Below are 20508 nucleotides of genomic sequence, written 5' to 3' on the forward strand. Positions count from 1 at the left end.
ACCCGGCCGGCGAGAAGCTCTACAAGAGCGTCTGCTTCGCCTGCCACGCCACCGGTGTCGCCAACGCGCCCAAGTTCGGCGACAAGGCCGCCTGGGATCCTTATATCAAGACCGGCATGGACGCCATGGTGAAGGTCGCCATGCAAGGCAAGCCGCCGATGCCCCCGAAGGGCGGCGCGGCCAATGCCTCGGAAGACGACATCCGCGCAGCCGTGCAATACATGGTGGACGCCGCCAAATAAATTGGCGTGCCCAAGAAAAAGCCCCTTTCAAAGGGGCTTTTTCTTTTTCTGCGTGATGGGTTACGCGCGGCAATCGTCCGTGTGCGTCGGCAGATCGGAACGCGCTTCACCCATCCTACGGGCGGTGAATTATTCCGCCGACGACTTCAGCAGCGACAAGCCCAGCTGCACGCGGCGTTGCAGCCACAGGCTGGGGCGATAGCGGGGGTCGCCCGTCACGCGCTGCATGCTCTTCAAGATTTCCAGGATGCGGTCGGCGCCCAGCTTGTCGCCCAGCGCCAGCGGACCCACCGGGTAACCCAGGCCCAGCGTCACGGCCTGGTCGATGTCTTCCGGCGTGGCGATCTGCTGCTGCGCGATGTCGCTGGCAATGTTGACGATCATGGCGACGATGCGTTGGGCGATGAAGCCCGGCGAATCCTCGATCACGGTGACCGGCACGCCGTCGGCGGCCAGCAGCGCATGGGCGGCGTCGCGCCATTTGCCTTCGGTGGCGGGCGACACCATGATCGTGCGGCGCTTGGCGCCGTCGAACGCGTACAGCGTGTCCAGGCCAACCGTGCGGCCCGCGTTCAAGCCCTGCGCGGACACCGAGGTCGAGACGTCGTCGCCGAACGGCGTGACGATGATCAGCGCATCGGCGTCGGGCGTGGCGCCCGTCACGAGCGTCGCGCCCAGCTTCTCGACCAGCGCCGAGGCGCGCGCGTAGCCTTCCGCGTGCTTGGGGCTGACCCACACCTTCAGGCCTTCCGGCAGCGCCGGCACGGGCGGTTCGGCGGGCACCTGCTTCTGGCCGTCGGCGTAGACATAGAAGCCTTCGCCGGCCTTGCGGCCGATCAGGCCGCCCGCCAGGCGCACGGTGGTGATCGGCGAGGGGCGGAAGCGCGGCTCGTCGAAGAATTGGCGGTAGATGGATTCCATCACCGGATGCGACACGTCCAGCGCGGTCAGGTCCAGCAGTTCGAACGGGCCCATGCGAAAGCCTGCCTGCTCGCGCATGACGGCATCCACTTGGGCGAAGGTGGCCACGGCCTCCTGCGCCACGCGCAGGCCTTCGGTATTCATGCCGCGACCGGCGTGGTTCACGATGAAGCCGGGCATGTCCTTGGCGCGCACGGGCGTGTGGCCCATGCGGCGGGCAAGCGCGGCCAGCGCGTCGCCAGCTTCCGGCGCGCTGCGTAGGCCGTCGATCACTTCCACCACCTTCATCAACGCCACCGGGTTGAAGAAGTGGTAACCCACGACGCGCTGCGGACGCTTGCAGGCGGCGGCGATGGCGGTGATGGACAGCGACGACGTGTTCGACGCCAGGATGCAGTCTTCCGACACCACGCCTTCCAGCGCGGCGAACAGATCGCGCTTGACGTCCAGGCGTTCGACGATGGCTTCCACCACCAGTTGGCACACCGACATGTCGGTCAGCGCCGTGGCGGATTCCACGCGCTCAAGCGAGGCTTGCGCGTCGGCGGCGGTGATCTTGCCCTTCTGGGCCAGCTTCTCCCACGTCTGGCGCAGCGACTCGCGCGCCGCGGCAACCGCATCAGCGCTGGTGTCGTACAGGCGCACGCGCAAGCCCGCTTGCGCCGCGATCTGGGCAATGCCGCGCCCCATGGCCCCGGCGCCCACGACGCCGATGGTTTGAATCTCCGTCATCAACTTTCTCCTGCCTTTATTGGAATGGATCGTGTGCGCCGCGGCGTGGCGGGGCGCAATCGAAAACGGAGCGGCCGCCTGGCCGCTCCGCTTCCGTTCAAGTCTGGCTCTGGGCCAGCGCCTGGATGTCTTCGGCCGACAGCCCCAGCTTTTCAGCCAGGACCTGCGCGGTGTGTTCGCCCAGCATGGGCGGCGGGCGGCGGTACTCGACCGGGCTGTCCGAGAACTTCAGCGGGCTGGACGCCATGGGCACGCGGCCGGCCGCCGGGTGCGGCAGCTCGCGCTTCATGCCGCGCGCCAGCACATGCGGGTCTTCATAGACCTGGTCCAGCGTATTGATAGGGCCTGCCGGCACGCCCACGCCTTCCAGCGCGACCAGCCAGTGGTCCCGCGCGCCGGTCGCCATGCGTTCGGCCAGCAACGGCACCAGTTCCGCCCGGTTCTTCACGCGCTGCGGGTTGGTCGAGAAGCGCGGGTCCGCCGACAGTTCAGGCAGGCCGATCGCGCCGCAGTAGTTGCGGAACTGGCTGTCGTTGCCGACCGCCACGATCAGGTGGCCATCAGCCGCCGCGAACACCTGGTAGGGCACCAGGTTCTGGTGCGCATTGCCCGCGCGCTTGGGCGCCACGCCCGAGGTCATGAAGTTCAGGTTCTGGTTGGCCAGCATCGAGACCTGGCAATCCAGCAGCGCCATGTCAATGTGCTGCCCCAGGCCGCTGTTGGCGCGTTCCAGCAGCGCGGCCAGGATGCCCACCGTGGAATACATGCCGGTCATCAGGTCGGCCACCGCCACGCCGGCCTTTTGCGGACCGCCGCCGGGCAGGTCATCGCGTTCGCCGGTGATGCTCATCAGCCCGCCCATGCCCTGGATCATGAAGTCGTAACCGGGGCGGCTGGCGTACGGGCCCGTCTGGCCGAAGCCGGTGATCGAGCAATAGATCAGGCGCGGGTTGATGGCCTTCAGGCTTTCGTAGTCCAGGCCGTATTTCTTCAGCCCGCCCACCTTGAAGTTCTCGACCAGGATGTCGCTTTGCAGCGCCAGTTCGCGCACCAGCTCGGCGCCGCGCGGCGACGCGATGTCCAGCGCCACCGACAGCTTGTTGCGGTTGGCCGACAGGTAGTACGCGGCTTCGGTGGTGTCGTTGCCCGCTTCGTCCTTCAGGTAGGGAGGACCCCAGGCGCGCGTGTCGTCGCCGGCGCCGGGGCGTTCGATCTTGATCACTTCGGCGCCAAGGTCGGCCAGGTTCTGGGTGCACCAGGGGCCCGCCAGTACGCGGGTGAGATCCAGCACGCGTATGCCGGTAAGGGGAGCGGGACGTTGCGACATCAGTGTTCTTTTCGCTAGATGGGAAATGAAAACGTCTGGGCTGGCGGCCAGCGCAAGCCAGACTGGAGTCCGTCATGCCAGCGGGCCAGGCCGCCAGCGCGTCATATGCGATATTAGCCGTTCAAGCCCCGGGCCGGTCGCCGGCATCGCCGGGCGGCCGGCGCACGGACGCGGGCGTGCGCGGCAGGGGTGGCGTGCAGGCGCCCGCAGCCGCACGCGCCCCCTGACCGGCTTGGCATCAGGAATGGGCCTTGATCGTTTCGCGCGCGATCACCAGCTGCTGGATCTGCGACGTGCCTTCGAAGATGCGGAACAGGCGCACGTCGCGGTAGAAGCGTTCCACCGCGTATTCCGACATGTAGCCCGCCCCGCCGTGGATCTGCACGGCGCGGTCGGCGACGCGGCCCACCATTTCAGTCGAGAACAGCTTCGCGCAGGCGGCCTGCATCGTCGTGTTTTCGCCGCGATCGCGCATGCGGGCGGCATCCAGCACCATGCAACGGGCGGCGTAGAGCTCGGCCTGGCTGTCGGCGATCATGGCCTGGATCAGCTGGAACTCGGCAATCGGCTGGCCGAATTGCTTGCGCTCCATCGCGTATTTGACGGCGTCGGACAACAAGCGGTCGGCGATCCCCACGCACAGCGCCGAGATATGCAGGCGCCCTTTGTCCAGCACGCGCATCGACGTGCGAAAGCCATTGCCTTCTTCGCCGCCCAGCAAGGCGCTGGCGGGCACGCGGCAGTTGTCGAACACCACGTCGCTCGTCAGGGCGCCGGCCTGGCCCATCTTCTTGTCGGGCTTGCCGATGCTCAGGCCCGGGGTGCCGGCTTCGACCAGGAAGCACGAGATCGAGTTGGCACGGCGTTCGGGCGCGGTGCGCGCCATGACCGAGAACAGGCCGGCGATGGGCGCGTTGGTGATGTAGCGCTTGGTGCCGTTCAGCACGTAACCGTCGCCATCGCGTTCGGCGGACAGGCGCAATGCCATCGCGTCGGAGCCGGCATCGGGCTCGGTCAGCGCGAACGAGCCGATCAGTTCGCCGCTGGCCAGCTTGGGCAGGTAGCGGGCGCGCTGGTCGTCCGTGCCGGCCAGCACGATGGCCTGCGAACCGATGCCGATGTTGGTGCCAGCCAGCGAACGAAACGCGGGCGAGGTCTGGCCCAGTTCGAACACCACGCGCACTTCTTCTTCCATCGTCAGGCCCAGGCCGCCGAATTCCGGCGCGATCGACAGGCCGAAGAGACCCAGTTCGCGCATTTCGTTGACGATGGCGGGCGGGACCTGGCCGCTTGAGGCCAGTTCGTCTTCGGCGGGAATCAGGCGCTCGTGCACGAAGCGGCGCACGGCGTCCAGGAGGAGGTTCAGGGTTTCGGTGTCCAGGGCCATGATGGGAGTCTCACAAGGAATGCAGTGCAGGGATGCGGTGTGGGGAAGCGAATATCGGCGGCGGCGCTCAGGCGCGCATGCCGCCCAGCAGCAGATCGAAGTAGCCGGCGGCGATGGTTTCGGCGCTGTCGCCTTGCCCCGGCTTGTACCAGCGCACCATCCAGTTCAGCATGGACAGCACGGCGCGGCCGGTGGCGGCCACGTCCAGCGGGCGGAACGCGCCGTCGGCCACGCCCTGCGCAATCAGTTCGCGCAGGCGCTTCTCGTAGCTGTCGCGCAACCGGGCGGCGTCTTCGCGTTCGGGCAGGGCCATGCCGGAATAGCCGATCAGCATCGTCACGAATTCGGCGTGGTGCTGTTCAAAGTAGCGGGCATGGCCGACCATGAACGCGCGCAGCCGGGCGGCGGCGCCCTCGGCGCGTTCGACGTCCTGGCCCACGTTCTGGGTCAGGCCGCTCAACACACCCAGGATGATGGCGTCGTAGATGTCCTGCTTGGTCGTGTAGTAATGGTAGATGGCCGCCTTGGACACGCCAATGGCGGCCGCCAGGTCCGACACGGAGCTGCCGTCGTAGCCGCTTTGGGCGAAGAGCTTGGCGGCTTCTTCCAGGATGCGTTCGCGCGGGGCCGCCAACGTGGGGGGCCGGCCGGCGCGGGCGCGCTTCTGGGCAGGAGGGGCGGAGGTCGCCATGACAGCCTTTGCAAAGGGGTTGCGCCGCCGGCGGCCAGGGGGCCGGGCGGGCCTCCATTGACAGCGGTTCGGCGCATGCCGTTAAATAAAGATTAATTAATTACCGGACGGTCGGTAGGTAATTATAGGCACATCCGCCTCGGGGACTCAAGCCTGTCCGCAGGCGGCCTCTTCTGGACTGACCTGAACACAACGCGACGACGCTATGCCCCACTCTCTCGTGACAGATTTGTATGGCCAGATGTCCCTGCCGGTCATCAGCGCCCCCATGTTCATCGTCTCCAACCCGACGCTGGTGGTCGCCCAATGCACCAGCGGCATCGTGGGGTCGTTTCCCGCGCTGAACGCGCGCCCGCAAAGCCTGCTGACGGATTGGCTGGACGAAGTGCAGGCCGGCCTGGCCTCGTACCGTGAAGCGAATCCGGGCGCCGCCGTGGCGCCGTTCGCCGTGAACCAGATCATCCACCAGTCCAACGACCGCCTGGAGCAGGACCTGGCCGTATGCGCCAGCCACCGCGTGCCGCTGATCATCACCAGCCTGCGCGCCCCCGGCGACCTGGTCAAAGGCGTGCACGACTGGGGCGGCAAGGTGTTCCACGACGTCACCACCATCCGCCACGCCGAAAAGGCGCTGGAAGCCGGCGTGGACGGGCTGATCCTGGTCTGCGCAGGCGCAGGCGGCCACGCCGGCACGCTGAGCCCCTTCGCGCTGGTATCCGAAGTGCGCCGCTTCTATGACGGCCCGCTGATCCTGTCGGGCGCCATCACGTCCGGCGCACACGTGCTGGCGGCGCTGGCCATGGGCGCCGACTTCGCCTACATGGGCACGCGCTTCATCGCCAGCGAAGAGGCCAATGCCAGCGAAGGCTACAAATCCGCCATCGTCGAGGCCAGCGCGTCCGACATCCTCTACACCCCGTTCTTCACCGGCATCCCCGGCAACTACCTGAAGGCCAGCATCGCGGCCGCCGGGCTGGATCCGGCCAACCTGCCGCAGCCGGACAGCGGCGCGTCCAACTTCGGTTCGTCCCGGGTCAAGCCGTGGAAAGACATCTGGGGCGCGGGCCAGGGCGTGGGCGGCATCGCCAGCATCGAACCCACCCGCAAGATCGTCGACACGCTCCGCCGCGAGTACGACGAAGCCCGCGCGCAACTGGCCGCCAGGACCTACGCATGAGCCCGGGCCTGAACGTGACGCGCGACGGCGCCGTCCTGACGCTGACCATCGACCGCCAGGATCGCCGCAACGCGCTGGATACGGCGACGTACGCGGCCTTGACCGAACAGATCTCGCTGGCGTCGGCCGACCTGTCGGTGTCGGCGGTGATCCTCACCGGTGCGGGCGAACACTTCACGGCCGGCAACGACCTGCGCGACTTCCAGGCCGAACGCGGCGCGGGCGACAGCGCTGGCCTGACGTTCCTGCGGGCGCTGACCACGGCGGAGGTGCCGGTCATCGCCGCGGTCGAGGGCTACGCCATCGGCATCGGCGTGACCCTGCTGCAGCACTGCGATTTCGTCCATATCGGCGAAGGCGCCACCTTGCGCATGCCGTTCGTGGCGCTGGGCCTGTGCCCGGAAGGCGCCTCCAGCCTGCTGATGCCGCGCCTGGCCGGACGCCGAGCCGCCGAATGGCTGTTGCAGGGCAAGGCGTTCACGGCCGCCGACGCGCACGAGGCGGGTTTGGCGACCTCGGTCGCGCCCAAGGGCCAGGCGCTTGCGGCCGCGCAGGCAACCGCCGCCGACCTGGCGCGCCAGCCGCCCGCGGCGCTGCGCCTGACCAAGGCCATGATGAAACGCGCCGACCGGCAGGCCATCCAGGAAACGCTGGACTACGAAGCCCAGCAATTCCGCGCCCGCCTGCAAACCGAAGAGGCGCAGGCGGCGTTCGCGAAGTTCTTCAAGAAATAGCGGTGCGCGTGAAGATGGGTTGCGCGCGCTGCGCTACGGCGCTTTTGCGGCGGGTTTTTCGCGCTCCACCCATCCTACGGGGCAAGACCGCCGCTTGTAGGATGGGTGAAGTGCGTTCCGGCGCCCCAAAGCACACCGAGGCATGCCGCACGTAACCCATCACTGATGCATGCCGGCAGATGGGTTGCTCGTGCAACCCATCGCTTCAGAACGGCGAATCGGGCCGGAAATTGGGCGCCCGGCGCTCCCGCAGGGATTTGACCCCTTCTTTGACGTCCGGGCCGCCGAAGCCCATGAATTCCAGCGCGAGCGACGTGTCGAAGGTGGGGCCGGCCATGCGCAGCCAGTTGTTCAGCGAATACTTGGTCCAGCGAATGGCGGTCTGCGAGCCGGCGGCCAGCTTGTTGGCCACCTCGAAGGCGCGGGTGATGAGCTCGGCTTCGTCCACGCACAGCGACACCAGGCCGATGCGCTCGGCCTCCTCTCCCGTGACGGTTTCGCACAGCATCAGGTAGTACTTGGCGCGGGCCATGCCGCACAACAGCGGCCAGACGATAGCGGCGTGGTCGCCCGCGGTCACGCCCAGGCGGGTGTGGCCGTCGATGATGCGCGCGTCGCGCGCCGCGATCGAGATGTCGGCCAGCAGCCCGGCCACCAGCCCCGCGCCCACGGCCGCGCCGTGCATGGCGGACACGATGGGCTTGCTGCAATTGATGATGTTGTAGACCAGGTCGCGGGCTTCGCGCCAGACGCGGGTGCGCACGTCGAAGTCGTCCGCCATCTGCTGCACCAGGTCCAGGTCGCCGCCGCCGGAAAAGCCCTTGCCTTCGCCGCGGATCACCACCACCCGGGTGTCGGGGTCGGTGTCGATATCGCGCCAGATATCGGCCAGTTCGCGGTGCATGCGGTCGTCCGCCGTGGACAGCTTGCCCGGCACGCCGCCCTTGGCGCCCATGATCAGTTCCAGCACGCCGCCGGGATGCCGGCGCAGCTTCAGGGACTCGTAGGCCGAATAGTGTTGCAGCGTGATATCAGTCATTGTCTTCTCCGCGTTGTCTTTACCAGTGGGGCAAGCCTGAGGCCGGCGCGTTTTTGCGAACTATAGTGGATACATCGGCGTCCACCCGCCGACAGCCCGAAGGAGCCTCACCCCATGAACACCCCCGCCCCGTCCGCCGGCGCCCCCATCGACCGCGCCAGCCTGCCTGCTCTGTTCGCCCCCCGCGGCGCGGACACCCACAAAGGCAGCTTCGGCACCGTCGGCATCGTGGGCGGCGGCCCGGGCATGGCGGGCGCGGTGTTGCTGGCGGGCCGCGCCGCGCTGAAGGTGGGTGCCGGCAAGGTGCTGGTCGGCTTTGCCCAGGACGCCGCGCCCCTTGCCTGCGACCCGCTGCAACCCGAACTGATGCTGCGCGACGCGCGGTCGCTGCTGGAGGAAGACTGGGGCATCACGGCCTGGGTCGCCGGCTGCGGCATCGGCACGGGCCAGCTGGCAGCCAATATGCTGTCGGAACTGTTCGTCCTGCGGCATGAAGCCCCGCTGGTGCTGGACGCCGACGGCCTGAACCTGCTGGCCCACGGCGACATCCAGCCCAATTGGGGCCCGGGCCCCGTCGTGCTGACCCCGCATCCCGCCGAAGCGGGCCGCCTCTTGGGGCTGACGGCCGCACAGGTGCAGGCGGATCGGCGGGGCGCGGCCTGGCAACTGGCGCAACGTTTCAATGCCTGGGTGGTGCTCAAAGGCGCCGGCACCATCGTCTGCTCGCCGGACGGCAGCCGGCGGACCAACACCAGCGGCAACCCCGGACTGGCCACCGCCGGAACGGGGGACGTATTGGCCGGGATGCTGGGATCGTTGATCGCCCAGAAGCTGCCCTTCGACCAAGCCGTGTCCGGCGCCGTCTGGCTGCACGGCGCCGCGGCCGACGCACTGGTGGCCCGCGGCATCGGCCCCACCGGGCTGACGGCGGGAGAGCTCGCGGACGCCGCCCGCGCCCTGCGAAATGGCCGCTAAGGGGCAAAAAGTGCGCTAAGTCCCCGTTGCATAAACATTTTTACAACATACTAGGGTTTTCCCCTAAAAGGTCGTTGCTTTTAATTTAGGGTTATCCCTATAATGGTTTACCCCAAGACGAAACGGACTGGAGAAGACCATGAGCGAACTGACCTTGAATAGCACTGCCCGCCTGACCGACGCGCTGGAGCGCGACCTGCTCCGCGGCGCTCTCGAGAACCAACCGAATTCCCACCCGCTGACCAACCTGAAGAAGGCTGGCCAAACCGTGATGGCCGCTGTCGCCAGCGTGTTTGCCTTCATCGACGAAGTGAACGAATCGATGAACAAGGCCCGCGCCGCCAGCTCGCGCTTCTCCGGCTCTCAGTGGTAAGTACAGCTGCGCTGGACTGAATCGCGACCGATCTCCCGCGATTCAGCCCGGCGCGCTGCCGTTGCAACGGCCTGCTTGGCCGGTCCAAGCACCCCGTTCGGCGGACTCCGGCGCCTGCCCCTCACGGGCGCCATCGCGCCGCGCCGGCTCCCATTCATGCTGTTGGGAGCCCCCGCGACGCCCTCCCGGCCCTGCTGCCGCACCCCTCCTCTCGGCGTTTTCCCTAGCGCCCGATTCGCCGTTCTTCATTGACAGCGCGCGAAGCCCCTACCGATAATCGGCCCCTTGCCGTCGTGCCTGGCGCCAAACACCGTAAGCCCCCCGGCCGGCACCCGCTGCCCGCCCGGCCCGCCCGGTGGCTCTTGCGCAGGCACGATCCGGTTCGTTATCCATCCGGAGTTGTCACCATGAAGTTGCGCACCACCCTGGCCCTTGTGGCCGCCGCCATCCCCTTGGCAGCCGCCCAAGCCCAGACGCTGAAGATCGGCCTGTCGGCCGAACCCACTTCGGCAGACCCCCACTATCACAAGATGACGCAGAACGACGCGTTCTCCGCGCACGTCTACAGTTCGCTGGTGGGCCGCAGCGCCGACATGAAACTGACGCCCCAGCTGGCCACGTCGTGGAAGAACCTGGACGACCTGACCTGGGAATTCAAGCTGCGCGACGACGTCAAGTTCTCCAACGGCAAGCCGTTCACGTCCGAGGACGTGCTGTTCACGATCTGCCGCACGCTGAACAACGAAACCAACGTGTCGCAGTCCTACATGGACATGACCAAGCGCATCACCGACGTCCAGACGCCGGATGCGCACACCGTCATCATCAAGACCGGTGAACCCTTCCCGCTGATGCCCGCCGAACTGGCCCGTTCGCTGCCCATCGTCTGGAACGGCATCGTGGAGCACGGCAAACTGACGTTCGACCCGAAGAAGGGTTGCGGCGTGACCGGCGCCTGGCCGACGGTGGCCGACTTCAACAACGGCAAGGACGCCATCGGCACCGGCCCGTACACCCTGAAGTCGTACGTGAAGGGCACCGGCATCGAGCTGGTCCGCAACGAACAATATTGGGGCGAGAAGCCCTACTGGAAGGAAGTGAAGTTCGTGCCGGTGCCGTCCGCCGGCCCGCGCCTGACCGGCCTGTTGTCCGGCGACTTCGACATGATCGAAAACCCGGCCGCCCGCGACCTGCCGCGCCTGAAGGACAACCCGAAGTTCGGCTTCGTGGCCACGCCGTCCACCCGCCTGGTGTTCTTCCAGCCGGACGTGGGCCGCAACCCGAGCCCGTTCGTCAAGACGACCGACGGCAAGAACCCGCTGCAGGACCTGCGTGTTCGCAAGGCTATTTCCATGGCCATCGACCGCAAGACCATCACCGCCCGCATCATGGACGGCATGGCCACCCCGGCCTACCAGTTCATGCCCGACGGCATGTTCGGCGCGCTGCCCAAGGCACCGGAAATCAAGTACGACCCGGAAGGCGCCAAGAAGCTGCTGGCCGAAGCCGGCTACCCGAACGGCTTTGAAATGACGCTGTCGTCCACCAACGACCGTTACGTCAACGACGGCCAGGTGGCCCAGGCCGTGGCCCAGTACCTGGCCCGCGTCGGCATCAAGACCAACGTGGACGCCATGACGGCCTCCATCTATTTCCCCAAGCGCGCCAAGCGCGAGTTCAGCTTCTCGATGGGCGGCTGGCCGGCGGAAACGGGTGAAGCCTCGGCGCTGTTCCAGCTGTGGGTCGCATCCCTGGATTCGCCCAACAGCCTGGGCACCAGCAACTACGGCGGTTTCTCCAACGCTGATTTCGACAAGGTGTACAAGCAGGCCATCGTGACGGTGGACGCGCCCAAGCGCGAAAAGCTGCTGCAGGAATCCACCCAGATCGCCCTGGACAACGTGCCGCTGATCCCGCTGCACTTCGAAAGCAGCATCTGGGCCTTCCGCAAGGGCATCACCTACGAAGGCCGCCGCGACCAGTACACGCTGGCCACCTCGGTCACGCCCGAAAAGAAGTAATCAGGTCCGCCTGAACGACAGAACGGCTGCCTTCGGGCAGCCGTTTTTTATTGCCCAGCCACTAGAACCGGCGCTGGGAACACGCCTTAGCGCCGCGCCGTGGCCACCCCTTATGGCCGCCCCGCCGGGCCCGCCGCCAGCGCCTGATCCAGTTCCCGGGACAGCAGTTCGATGAACGCCTCTGCCTTGGGCGGCAGCACCCGCCCCGGCATCACCTGGATTTGCAGCGTGCGCGATTGCAGTTCGGCGTTGGAAATCGGCACGGCCACCAGTTCGTCGCGCCGCAGGCTCCACGCCACCGAGATATAGCCGCTGAGCATGATGGCGTCCGTGCCGAACACGAAACCGTGCAGGGGCGACGAATCGTTGCAGGTCAGCACCGGGTCCAGTTGCACCGATTCCAGCGCGCAGCCCATTTCGAAGAGCTGGCGCGTGGTGGTGCCCGCCCCGGTCAACGCCAGCGGAAAATCGCTGAGGTCCTGCAGGCTGACGCTGCGGCGGCCGGCCAGCGGGTGGTTGGACGCCATGACGGCGTGCACCGGCGCCCGGCGCGAATACCGCACGCTGACCCCGTTGACCCGTTCGGCGATGAACGTCATGCCCAGATCGGCCCCGCCTTCCGCCACCCGGCGGCTTACCTCGGCCGGGGATCCCACGAAGAGGTCGAAGCGGATGTTCGGCCGTTCCTGGTGAAAGCGCGCCATCACCGAAGGCACGAAGATGCGCGCGACGCCTTCGACCGCCGCCACCCGGATCTCGTTGCGCGCCATGCCGCGGGCGGCGGCGATCTCCTGCAAGACCGACTCGGCCTCAAGCATGGTGCGCCGGGCGTGCACCAGCAGCAACTGGCCCGCCGGGCTCAGGACCATGCCCCGGGCGGCGCGCTCGAAAAGCGGCGCGCCCGCTTCCTCTTCCAGCTTGGCGATCTGCCGGCTGATTGCCGACACCGCCACATGCAGGCGCTCGGACGCGCCGCTCAGGCTGCCCGCCTGGGCAACCTCCAGAAAGTACTTCAAGGCGATTCCGTGCATGCTCAAGCCTCGCTGCCAGCCCAGACCTTTGCCTTTTCAGCAAAGCTGCCGATAAATATTCTAATTGTAGAGAAAGCTGCCAAACTCCTAGAATTCGCGGGGACCGCATCGCACCGGTGCGCGAATGAAGCTCGCCTGGCCCCAACCCCTATACAATCCCCTCGCTTCATCGGAGTTCCCATGCCCACGTCCCCGTCCGCGCCCCGTCCGCGCCCTTTCCTGCTTGCCTGTCCCGACCTGTCGGCCGAACGCCTGGGCAATACGGATACGCCGGGCGTCTGGCATTTCGATTCGGGCGTGCCGGGCAAGCGGGTCATGCTGAGTGCGCTGATCCACGGCAATGAGCTGTGCGGCGCCTGGGCGTTGAAGGAAGCGCTGGCTGCCGGTCTGCGTCCGCGCCGCGGTTCGCTGACGCTGGCGTTCTGCAACCTGGCCGCGTTCGACCGTTTCGACGCCGCCAACTACGCCCCCGCGCGCTTCGTCGACGAAGACATGAACCGCGTCTGGAGCGACGACAAGCTGGGCCTGCCGATCAGCCAGGAACGCCGCCGCGCCGCCGAGATCCGTCCGTGGGTGGAACAGGCCGACTGGCTGCTGGACTTCCACTCGATGAGCAATTCCGACGTGCCGCTGCAACTGACCGGCATGGAACAGCGCAATATCGACCTGGCGCTCGCGCTGGGCAATCCCGCCACCATCATCGCCGACGCCGGCCATGCCGCCGGCGTGCGCATGCGCGATTACGGCCGCTTCGGCGAAGCGGGCGACAACGGCACGCGTTCCCTGCTGATCGAATGCGGCTTTCACGGCGCACCCGAGGCGCGTGGCGTGGCCGTGGACCAGATGGCGCGCTTCCTGCTGGAAGCCGGCACGGTCGATGCCCAAGACATCCCCGCTGGCTGGGTCGCGCCCGGCGCCCCGGCGCAGCGCGCGCTGCGCGTGACGCATGCGGTGGCCGCCAAGAGCGCCGACTTCCGTTTCGCCGAGCCCTGGAAGGGCCTGGAAACGCTGGCGGCCGCCGGCACCGTGATCGGCTGGTCCGAAGGCGAACCCGTCGCCACCCCCTACGACAACTGCGTACTGATCATGCCGTCCACCGCGAACCTGCGGCCCGGCGTGACGGTCGTCCGCCTGGCCCAGCCTATCGCCTGATCCGCATCCCTGATTCACCACGAGGGAGCGCCCGCCAGAGGCGCCCTTCGGCACGACGAGCACGACCGGCACTACCCATAACAACTAGGGAAAAACATGTCAGCCCAGGTATTCATCCGCAGCGCCTTGCTGGCCTGTACGCTTGCCGCCTGTACGGCGGCCGTCCAGGCTCAGACCCCACCCTCTACCCTGAAGATCGGCCTGTCGTCCGAACCGACGTCGATGGACCCGCACTACCATCAGGCCACGCCGAACGATGCGATGACCTCGCACATGTTCGAGACGCTGGTGGGGCAGGACGCCAAGATGGACCTGATCCCGCGGCTGGCCACGGCCTGGAAGGCGGTTGACGACACCACCTGGGAGTTCAAGCTGCGCGACGGCGTGAAGTTCGCAAACGGCCAGCCCTTCACCGCGCAGGACGTGATCTTCACGTTCTGCCGCGTGATGAACAACGAACAGTCCATCGGCGGCTCGTACCCCGCCGTCATCCAGAAGTTCGCCGATGTGCAGGCGCGCGACGGCAACACGCTGGTCATCAAGACGCACAAGCCCTACCCGCTCTTGCCCAACGACCTGACCCGCACCGCCATGCTGTGGAGCGGCATCGTCGAGCACGGCCCCATCACGTTCGACCTGAAGAACAAGTGCGGCGTGACGGGCCCCTGGCCCACGGTGGCCGACTTCAACGGCGGCCGCGACGTGATCGGCACCGGGCCCTACACGCTGAAGTCCTACGTGAAGGGCACCGCCATCGAACTGGTCCGCAACGACGGCTACTGGGGCGACAAGCCTGCCTGGCCGGCCGTCAAGCTGGTGCCGGTGCCGGCGGCGGGCCCGCGCCTGACGGGCCTTCTGGCCGGCGATTTCGACCTGATCGAAAACCCCGCCGCCCGCGACGTAAAGCGCATTTCGCAAACCCCGGGCTACGGCTACGTAATCACGCCGTCCGTGCGCGTGGTGTATTTCCAGTTTGACGTGGCCCGCAGCCCCAGCCCCACGGTCAAGGCGGCCGACGGCAAGAACCCCTTGCAGGACGTGCGCGTGCGCCGCGCCATTTCGATGGCCATCGACCGCAAGACCATCGCCGACCGCATCATGGACGGCGCGGCCACCCCCGCGAACCAGTTCCTGCCCGACGGCATGTTCGGCACGCTGCCCCATCCGCCCGAACTGAAGTACGACCCGGAAGGCGCCAAGAAGCTGCTGGCCGAAGCCGGCTACCCCAACGGCTTCGAACTGGCCGTCTCGTCCACCAACGACCGCTACATCAACGACGCCCAGATCTCGCAGGCGGTGGCGCAGTACCTGTCGCGCGTGGGCATCAAGACGACCGTCGACGCGATGACGCGCTCGGTGTATTTCCCCAAGCGCGCCAAGCGCGAATTCAGCTTTGCGATGGGCGGCTGGTCATCCGAAACCGGTGAAGCCTCGTCTTTCCTACAATACTGGATTACCCGGTTCGACAAAGCGCAAGGCCTGGGCACCAGCAACTACGGCGGTTACGACAACCCCGAGTTCGACGGCGTGTTCAAGCGCGCGCTGGTAACCGTGGACCCGGCCGAGCGGGAAAAGCTGCTGCAACAGTCCCTGACCCTTGCACTGGCCGACCTGCCCAGCATCCCCCTGCACTTTGAAAGCAGTATCTGGGCGTTCAAGAAGGGGCTGGCCTACGAAGGCCGGGCCGATCAGTACACCCTGGCCATGTCGGCCAAACCCGCCAAGTAAGCACGCGGCGCCAAGAAACCCTGAGCCCACCAAGGAAATCATCAAGTGGCCTTGTTCATCCTACGCAGACTGATACAGAGTCTGTTCGTGCTGCTGGCCGTTTCGGTCGTGGTCTTCTTCGCGGTATACGCCGTGGGCGACCCGATCGAACTGCTGGTCAGCCCCGAAGCCAGCCAGGCCGCCCGCGAGGCGATGATCGCCCGCCTGGGCCTGGACCTGCCCGTGTGGCAGCAATACACCGGGTTCCTGTGGCGCGCGCTGCACGGTGACCTGGGCACGTCCTTCGTGCACGGCATCCCCGCGGTCGAACTGATCGTGCAACGCATCCCCGCCACCTTCGAGCTCGTCTTCGTGGCCATCATGCTGACCTGTGTGGTCGGCATCCCGCTGGGGCTCGTCGCCGGCCTGTACCGCGACGACTACCTGGGCCGCGGCATCATGGCGTCGTCCGTCCTGGGCTTTTCGCTGCCGAACTTCTGGCAGGGCATGATGCTGATCCTGCTGTTCGCCGTCTGGCTGGGGTGGCTGCCCGCCACCGGGCGCGGCGACACCGTCACGGTGCTGGGCGTGCGCCTGTCCATCCTGACGGCCGACGGCTGGTCGCACCTGATCATGCCGGCCATCAACCTGGCGCTGGCCAACATCGCGCTGGTGCTGCGCCTGACCGCCTCCGGCGTGGTCGAGGCCCGCAGCCAGGACTACGTGAAGTTCGCGCGCGCCAAGGGCGTCAAGCCCGGCCGCATCGTGCGCCGCCACATCCTGCGCAACATCCTGATCCCGGTCGTGACCGTGATCGGCATGGAATTCGGCAGCCTGATCGCCTACTCCACCATCACCGAGACCGTGTTCGCATGGCCTGGCATGGGCAAGCTGCTGATCGACAGCGTCTACCAGCTGGACCGCCCCGTGGTGGTCGCGTACGTGATGCTGGTCACCCTGATCTTCGTGGTCATCAACCTGGTTGTGGACATCCTGTACGCCGCGCTCGACCCGCGCGTGCAGCTCGTGACCCCCGCTCAATAATCCGCCATGGCTAACTCTCCCAATCCCGGCCGCACCCGCACCGTCCAGCCTCTGGCTGAGACGCCGCAGCGCGCCTCCATCCTGAAGAAACTGCGCGCGCGCCCCACGGTGCGCGGTTCGGTAATCGCGCTGGCCATCCTGGTGGTCCTGGTGATCTTCGCCCCGTACTTTGCGCCGCAGAACCCGTATGACCTGGCCAACCTGTCGCTGATGGACGGCCGCCTGGCGCCGCGCCAGGCGCTGATGGACGGCAGCATCGCCTGGCTCGGCACCGACGACCAGGGCCGCGACATGCTCAGCGCCATCCTGTATGGCCTGCGCATCAGCCTGATGGTGGGCCTGTCCGCCGTCGTGCTGGCCACCGCCGTCGGCGGCGCGGTCGGCCTGGTCGCCGCCTATGTCGGCGGCCTGGTCGACACCGTGCTGATGCGCATCGTCGACTTCATCCTGGGTTTCCCGACCATCCTGGTGGCGCTGGTGCTGCTGGTGGTGCTGGGGCGCGGGGTCGACAAGGTGATCCTGGCGCTGGTGCTGGTGCAATGGGGCCACTACGCCCGCATCATGCGCAGCCGCGCGCTGCAGGAGCGCCGCAAGGAATACGTGGAAGCGGCCGCCAACCTGGGCTTTCCGGCCTGGCGCATCATGGTGTTCCACCTGCTGCCCAACTGCCTGGGCCCCGTCATGGTGTTCGCCACCATCCAGATCGCCACCGCGATCGCGCTGGAAGCAACGCTGTCCTTCCTGGGGGTCGGCGTGCCGATTACCGAGCCGTCGCTGGGCTTGTTGATCTCCAACGGTTTCCAATACCTGCTGTCGGGCGACTACTGGATCAGCCTGTTCCCGGGCATCGCCCTGCTGGTGCTGATCCTTTCCATCAACATCGTGGGCGATCGCCTGCGTGAAAGCCTGGACCCCAAGCGATGACGCCCACCCCCGAAGCGCTACGCGCTTCCCCCTCAAGGGGGCATGCCTGCGGACCGGCAAAGCCGGCTCCGCGGCATCCCGATCGGGCGGCGCCCGTTGCACGCGCTGCCAGTGGCGCAATGGACAACTGAAATGAGCGAAACCCTTCTTGATGTGCGCGGACTGCGCACTGCATTCCATACCGAGGCCGGCGCGTATCTGGCGGTCGACGGCGTCGACCTTACCGTGCGCCGCGGCGAAATCGTCGGCCTGGTCGGCGAATCGGGTTCCGGCAAATCCGTCACCGGCTTCTCGCTGCTGGGCCTGATCGACCCGCCCGGGGAAGTCGTGGACGGCGAAGTGAAGTTCAAGGGCACCGACCTGCGCAAGCTCTCGGAAGAGCAGATGCGCCAGTTGCGCGGCAACCGCATCGCCATGATCTTCCAGGACCCGCTGATGACGCTCAACCCGGTGCTGCGCATCGGCGAGCAGATGATGGAAGCCATCCTGACGCACGAGAACGTGTCGCGCGCGCAAGCGGAAGAACGCTGCCGCGAGGCGCTGGCCATGGTCGGCATCCCGTCGCCGGAAAAGCGCTTGAAAAGCTATCCGCACGAGTTCTCGGGCGGCATGCGCCAGCGCGTGGCGATCGCCATCGCCATGCTGAACAAGCCCGACCTGATCATCTGCGACGAGCCCACCACCGCGCTGGACGTCACCATCCAGGGCCAGATCCTCTACCGCATGCAGGAGATCTGCCGCGAGCACAACACCGCCCTGATCTGGATCACCCACGACCTGGGCGTTGTGGCCGAACTGGCCGACCGCGTGGCCGTGATGTATGCCGGCCGCATCGTTGAAAGCGGCCCGGTCGAACAGGTGCTGGAATCGCCGCGCCACCCCTACACCAAGGGCTTGCTGGATTCGATGCCCGGCGCCACGCAACCCGGCGCACGCTTGCACCAGATCAACGGCATGGCGCCCAGCCTGGCCGGCCGCCCGTCGGGCTGTGCGTTCCGCCCGCGTTGCACCCGGGTGATCCCGCGGTGCACCGAACAAGCCCCCTCCGTCACCACCGAAGGTCCGCGCAGCTATCGCTGTTACGTGCCGATAGCCCGCGAGGCACAAGAAGCATGAGCCAAGCCGATACCCCCGTCATCGAGCTCAAGAACGTCCACAAGCGCTTCGAGCAGCGACCCGACCTGGCCCAACGCATTTTGGCCCTGACCGGCCGCCCCATCGACCGCCGCACGGTGTATGCCGTCAACGGCGTGGACCTGTCCATCAAGCGCGGCGAAGTGGTCGGGCTGGTGGGCGAGTCCGGCTGCGGCAAGTCCACGCTGGGCCGCGTCGTGGCCGGCCTGCATCGCCAGACCGAAGGCGAACTGCGCTATCTGGGCCAGGACGCCGTGCGCCTGCGCGGCGCTGAAAAGCTGGCCTACACGCTGGGCGTGCAGATGATCTTCCAGGACCCGCAGGCATCCTTGAACCCGCGTCAGCGCCTGCGCCAGATCCTGGGCGAATCGCTCAAGGTCCACAAGCTGGCCCCGCCCGCCGAGATTCCCGGCCGCATCGACCAGGCCCTGAAGGAAGTGGGCCTGGACGCCGAATACCGCGACCGTTTCCCGCACCAGATCTCGGGCGGGCAGCGCCAGCGCATCGGCATCGCCCGTGCGCTGATGGTGGCGCCCAAGTTCCTCGTCTGCGACGAACCGGTCGCCGCGCTGGACGTGTCGATCCAGGCGCAGGTGATCAACCTGTTCATGGATCTGCGTGAGCAGCACGGCTTCACGTATCTGTTCATCAGCCACGACCTGGGTGTGGTCAAGCACATCTCGGACCGCGTGGCGATCATGTATCTGGGCAAGATCGTGGAGATCTCCACCGCGGCCGAGATCTTCGCGCGCGCCAACCACCCCTACACCCAGGCCCTGATGGCCGAAGTGCCGGACGTGGCCCGCCGCGGCCGCAAGTTCACGCCGATCAAGGGGGAAATCCCGTCGCCGCTGAACCCGCCCCCGGGCTGCACGTTCAACCCCCGTTGCCCCCACGCCATGCCGCGTTGCCGCGAGCAGGCGCCGGTCCTGAAAGAAATCTCGGCGGGCCATTGGTCGGCCTGTCACCTGAATGAAGCGAGCGCCTGATGAAACCCTCCGACATGTCCAACGTGGACCGCATCGCCATTGAAATGGGCCATGCGGGCCGCAACGCCATCCTGTACGTGGATGAAGACCGCAACTCCGATCGTCCGTTCAAGCTGCAGACGTACCGCCCCTACGGCTACACGCCGGACCGCCCGGTCGTCATCGTGCAGCACGGCGTGCTGCGCAACGGCGACGAATACCGCGACTTCTGGGTCGAGGCCGCCGACAAGCACAAGCTGCTGATCGTGGCGCTGACGTTCTCCAACGAGATCTGGCCCGGCGTCGAAAGCTACAACAACGGCCGCGTGTTCTCGGCCGGCGGCAATCCGCGCCACATCGACGGCTGGACGTATGCGCTGGTGGGCAACGTCATCCGCGACATGATCGACGGCGAAATCACCGACGGCCAGAACATCTACCTGTTCGGCCATTCGGCCGGCGGCCAGTTCGTGCACCGCCTGATGAGCAGCCAGTCGCATGCGCCGTTCAAGGCCGTCGCGGCCGGTAACCCCGGCTGGTACACGTTGCCCACGTTCGACTTCCCGTTCCCGGAAGGCATGGACGGCGTCGGCCTGACCGAAGAACATCTGGTGAAGTTGCTGGCTTACCCGATGACCATCCTGGCGGGCGATCAGGACATCGCGACCGACGACCCCAACCTGCCGTCCGAGCCCGCCGCCATGCGCCAGGGCCCGCACCGCTTTGCGCGTGCGCAAAACTACTACGAGTTCGGCAAGAAAGAAGCCGAACGCCGCGGCGTGCCGTTCGGCTGGACGCTGCAAGTGGTGCCCGGCATCGGCCACGACGGCCGCGCCATGTCGGCCGTGTGCGCCAGCCTGTGGTTCGACGGCAAGATGCCGGATGCCGCCGAACTGGCCCGCCTGGCCGGCCAGCAGGTCGCCTGATCG

The 20508-nt window shown here is 67.0% G+C and carries 19 protein-coding genes; 13 read left to right on the forward strand and 6 right to left on the reverse strand.

Annotated features, from left to right (window positions below; translation table 11 throughout):
* The coding region (locus AC27VE_RS21585) for a c-type cytochrome (RefSeq protein ID WP_488704924.1) at window positions 1-242 on the forward strand (242 nt) is incomplete at its 5' end.
* A 129-nt stretch (window positions 243-371) separates the two neighbouring features.
* Here the strand turns inward: AC27VE_RS21585 and AC27VE_RS21590 are convergent.
* The 4 genes from AC27VE_RS21590 to AC27VE_RS21605 form a co-directional block, all read right to left on the reverse strand.
* Complete coding sequence (locus AC27VE_RS21590) at window positions 372-1895, reverse strand: 3-hydroxyacyl-CoA dehydrogenase (RefSeq protein WP_006227243.1); 1524 nt, start codon at window positions 1893-1895, stop codon at window positions 372-374.
* Between the two features lie 97 nt (window positions 1896-1992).
* Window positions 1993-3222 (reverse strand): CaiB/BaiF CoA transferase family protein, encoded by a 1230-nt coding sequence (locus tag AC27VE_RS21595; protein WP_488704925.1) that lies wholly within the window; start codon window positions 3220-3222, stop codon window positions 1993-1995.
* A 238-nt stretch (window positions 3223-3460) separates the two neighbouring features.
* Window positions 3461-4609 carry an acyl-CoA dehydrogenase family protein gene (locus tag AC27VE_RS21600; RefSeq protein ID WP_006227245.1) on the reverse strand — a complete coding sequence of 383 codons (1149 nt, stop codon included), beginning with the start codon at window positions 4607-4609 and terminating at the stop codon, window positions 3461-3463.
* 67 nt (window positions 4610-4676) lie between these two features.
* Window positions 4677-5300, reverse strand: a complete 624-nt coding sequence (locus AC27VE_RS21605) for a TetR/AcrR family transcriptional regulator (RefSeq protein ID WP_488704926.1) — start codon at window positions 5298-5300, stop codon at window positions 4677-4679.
* A 205-nt stretch (window positions 5301-5505) separates the two neighbouring features.
* Between AC27VE_RS21605 and AC27VE_RS21610 the strand changes: the two genes are divergently transcribed.
* Together AC27VE_RS21610 and AC27VE_RS21615 are read left to right on the forward strand one after the other, a co-directional pair.
* The gene (locus tag AC27VE_RS21610; protein ID WP_035214045.1) at window positions 5506-6477 is read left to right on the forward strand and encodes an NAD(P)H-dependent flavin oxidoreductase; all 972 of its coding nucleotides are present in this window, start codon (window positions 5506-5508) and stop codon (window positions 6475-6477) included.
* Window positions 6474-7211 (forward strand): enoyl-CoA hydratase-related protein, encoded by a 738-nt coding sequence (locus AC27VE_RS21615; protein WP_488704927.1) that lies wholly within the window; start codon window positions 6474-6476, stop codon window positions 7209-7211. The genes AC27VE_RS21610 and AC27VE_RS21615 overlap by 4 nt, the downstream gene beginning before the upstream one ends.
* A 205-nt stretch (window positions 7212-7416) precedes the next feature.
* Here AC27VE_RS21615 and AC27VE_RS21620 read toward each other — a convergent pair whose 3' ends face one another.
* Entirely contained in the window at window positions 7417-8250 is an 834-nt protein-coding gene (locus AC27VE_RS21620) for an enoyl-CoA hydratase/isomerase family protein (RefSeq protein WP_006227249.1), read from the reverse strand.
* Window positions 8251-8364: 114 nt separating this feature from the next.
* On the opposite strand from AC27VE_RS21620, the gene AC27VE_RS21625 reads away from it, so the two are divergent.
* The 3 genes from AC27VE_RS21625 to AC27VE_RS21635 all read left to right on the forward strand — a co-directional run bounded on the left by AC27VE_RS21625 (window position 8365) and on the right by AC27VE_RS21635 (window position 11619).
* Window positions 8365-9225, forward strand: coding sequence for an NAD(P)H-hydrate dehydratase (locus AC27VE_RS21625; protein WP_488704928.1), 861 nt, complete (start codon window positions 8365-8367; stop codon window positions 9223-9225).
* Window positions 9226-9364: 139 nt separating this feature from the next.
* Complete coding sequence (locus AC27VE_RS21630) at window positions 9365-9598, forward strand: hypothetical protein (RefSeq protein ID WP_006227251.1); 234 nt, start codon at window positions 9365-9367, stop codon at window positions 9596-9598.
* Window positions 9599-10005: 407 nt separating this feature from the next.
* Window positions 10006-11619 carry an ABC transporter substrate-binding protein gene (locus tag AC27VE_RS21635; RefSeq protein WP_006227252.1) on the forward strand — a complete coding sequence of 538 codons (1614 nt, stop codon included), beginning with the start codon at window positions 10006-10008 and terminating at the stop codon, window positions 11617-11619.
* A gap of 110 nt (window positions 11620-11729) precedes the next feature.
* Here the strand turns inward: AC27VE_RS21635 and AC27VE_RS21640 are convergent, their stop codons facing one another.
* Window positions 11730-12650 carry a LysR family transcriptional regulator gene (locus AC27VE_RS21640; RefSeq protein ID WP_088591025.1) on the reverse strand — a complete coding sequence of 307 codons (921 nt, stop codon included), beginning with the start codon at window positions 12648-12650 and terminating at the stop codon, window positions 11730-11732.
* 180 nt (window positions 12651-12830) lie between these two features.
* Between AC27VE_RS21640 and AC27VE_RS21645 the strand changes: the two genes are divergently transcribed.
* From AC27VE_RS21645 to AC27VE_RS21675, 7 genes are all read left to right on the forward strand, one after another.
* On the forward strand, window positions 12831-13802 hold the full coding sequence (locus tag AC27VE_RS21645) for a M14 family metallopeptidase (protein ID WP_006227254.1): 972 nt from the start codon (window positions 12831-12833) through the stop codon (window positions 13800-13802).
* Window positions 13803-13898: 96 nt separating this feature from the next.
* Entirely contained in the window at window positions 13899-15530 is a 1632-nt protein-coding gene (locus AC27VE_RS21650; RefSeq protein WP_488704929.1) for an ABC transporter substrate-binding protein, read from the forward strand.
* A 45-nt stretch (window positions 15531-15575) separates the two neighbouring features.
* Entirely contained in the window at window positions 15576-16553 is a 978-nt protein-coding gene (locus AC27VE_RS21655) for an ABC transporter permease (RefSeq protein WP_006227256.1), read from the forward strand.
* 6 nt (window positions 16554-16559) lie between these two features.
* The gene (locus AC27VE_RS21660; RefSeq protein ID WP_088591027.1) at window positions 16560-17477 is read left to right on the forward strand and encodes an ABC transporter permease; all 918 of its coding nucleotides are present in this window, start codon (window positions 16560-16562) and stop codon (window positions 17475-17477) included.
* A gap of 132 nt (window positions 17478-17609) precedes the next feature.
* Window positions 17610-18593: an ABC transporter ATP-binding protein gene (locus AC27VE_RS21665; protein WP_088591028.1), complete on the forward strand. Its 984-nt coding sequence runs from the start codon at window positions 17610-17612 to the stop codon at window positions 18591-18593.
* Window positions 18590-19600: an ABC transporter ATP-binding protein gene (locus AC27VE_RS21670; protein WP_006227259.1), complete on the forward strand. Its 1011-nt coding sequence runs from the start codon at window positions 18590-18592 to the stop codon at window positions 19598-19600. The genes AC27VE_RS21665 and AC27VE_RS21670 overlap by 4 nt, the downstream gene beginning before the upstream one ends.
* Window positions 19600-20505: a prolyl oligopeptidase family serine peptidase gene (locus AC27VE_RS21675; protein ID WP_006227260.1), complete on the forward strand. Its 906-nt coding sequence runs from the start codon at window positions 19600-19602 to the stop codon at window positions 20503-20505. Before AC27VE_RS21670 ends, AC27VE_RS21675 begins: the two co-directional genes overlap by 1 nt.
* Window positions 20506-20508 lie beyond the last annotated feature (3 nt).

It is taken from the genome of Achromobacter sp. 18P8.1.1 (genome assembly GCF_057799415.1).

What these genes read in the sequence shown, in the direction of transcription:
- AC27VE_RS21590 (WP_006227243.1), bottom strand. Translation starts at nt 1,895, where the DNA reads ATGACGGAGATTCAAACCATCGGCGTCGTGGGCGCCGGGGCCATGGGG.
- AC27VE_RS21595 (WP_488704925.1), bottom strand. Translation starts at nt 3,222, where the DNA reads ATGTCGCAACGTCCCGCTCCCCTTACCGGCATACGCGTGCTGGATCTC.
- AC27VE_RS21600 (WP_006227245.1), bottom strand. Translation starts at nt 4,609, where the DNA reads ATGGCCCTGGACACCGAAACCCTGAACCTCCTCCTGGACGCCGTGCGC.
- AC27VE_RS21605 (WP_488704926.1), bottom strand. Translation starts at nt 5,300, where the DNA reads ATGGCGACCTCCGCCCCTCCTGCCCAGAAGCGCGCCCGCGCCGGCCGG.
- AC27VE_RS21610 (WP_035214045.1), top strand. Translation starts at nt 5,506, where the DNA reads ATGCCCCACTCTCTCGTGACAGATTTGTATGGCCAGATGTCCCTGCCG.
- AC27VE_RS21615 (WP_488704927.1), top strand. Translation starts at nt 6,474, where the DNA reads ATGAGCCCGGGCCTGAACGTGACGCGCGACGGCGCCGTCCTGACGCTG.
- AC27VE_RS21620 (WP_006227249.1), bottom strand. Translation starts at nt 8,250, where the DNA reads ATGACTGATATCACGCTGCAACACTATTCGGCCTACGAGTCCCTGAAG.
- AC27VE_RS21625 (WP_488704928.1), top strand. Translation starts at nt 8,365, where the DNA reads ATGAACACCCCCGCCCCGTCCGCCGGCGCCCCCATCGACCGCGCCAGC.
- AC27VE_RS21630 (WP_006227251.1), top strand. Translation starts at nt 9,365, where the DNA reads ATGAGCGAACTGACCTTGAATAGCACTGCCCGCCTGACCGACGCGCTG.
- AC27VE_RS21635 (WP_006227252.1), top strand. Translation starts at nt 10,006, where the DNA reads ATGAAGTTGCGCACCACCCTGGCCCTTGTGGCCGCCGCCATCCCCTTG.
- AC27VE_RS21640 (WP_088591025.1), bottom strand. Translation starts at nt 12,650, where the DNA reads ATGCACGGAATCGCCTTGAAGTACTTTCTGGAGGTTGCCCAGGCGGGC.
- AC27VE_RS21645 (WP_006227254.1), top strand. Translation starts at nt 12,831, where the DNA reads ATGCCCACGTCCCCGTCCGCGCCCCGTCCGCGCCCTTTCCTGCTTGCC.
- AC27VE_RS21650 (WP_488704929.1), top strand. Translation starts at nt 13,899, where the DNA reads ATGTCAGCCCAGGTATTCATCCGCAGCGCCTTGCTGGCCTGTACGCTT.
- AC27VE_RS21660 (WP_088591027.1), top strand. Translation starts at nt 16,560, where the DNA reads ATGGCTAACTCTCCCAATCCCGGCCGCACCCGCACCGTCCAGCCTCTG.
- AC27VE_RS21665 (WP_088591028.1), top strand. Translation starts at nt 17,610, where the DNA reads ATGAGCGAAACCCTTCTTGATGTGCGCGGACTGCGCACTGCATTCCAT.
- AC27VE_RS21670 (WP_006227259.1), top strand. Translation starts at nt 18,590, where the DNA reads ATGAGCCAAGCCGATACCCCCGTCATCGAGCTCAAGAACGTCCACAAG.
- AC27VE_RS21675 (WP_006227260.1), top strand. Translation starts at nt 19,600, where the DNA reads ATGAAACCCTCCGACATGTCCAACGTGGACCGCATCGCCATTGAAATG.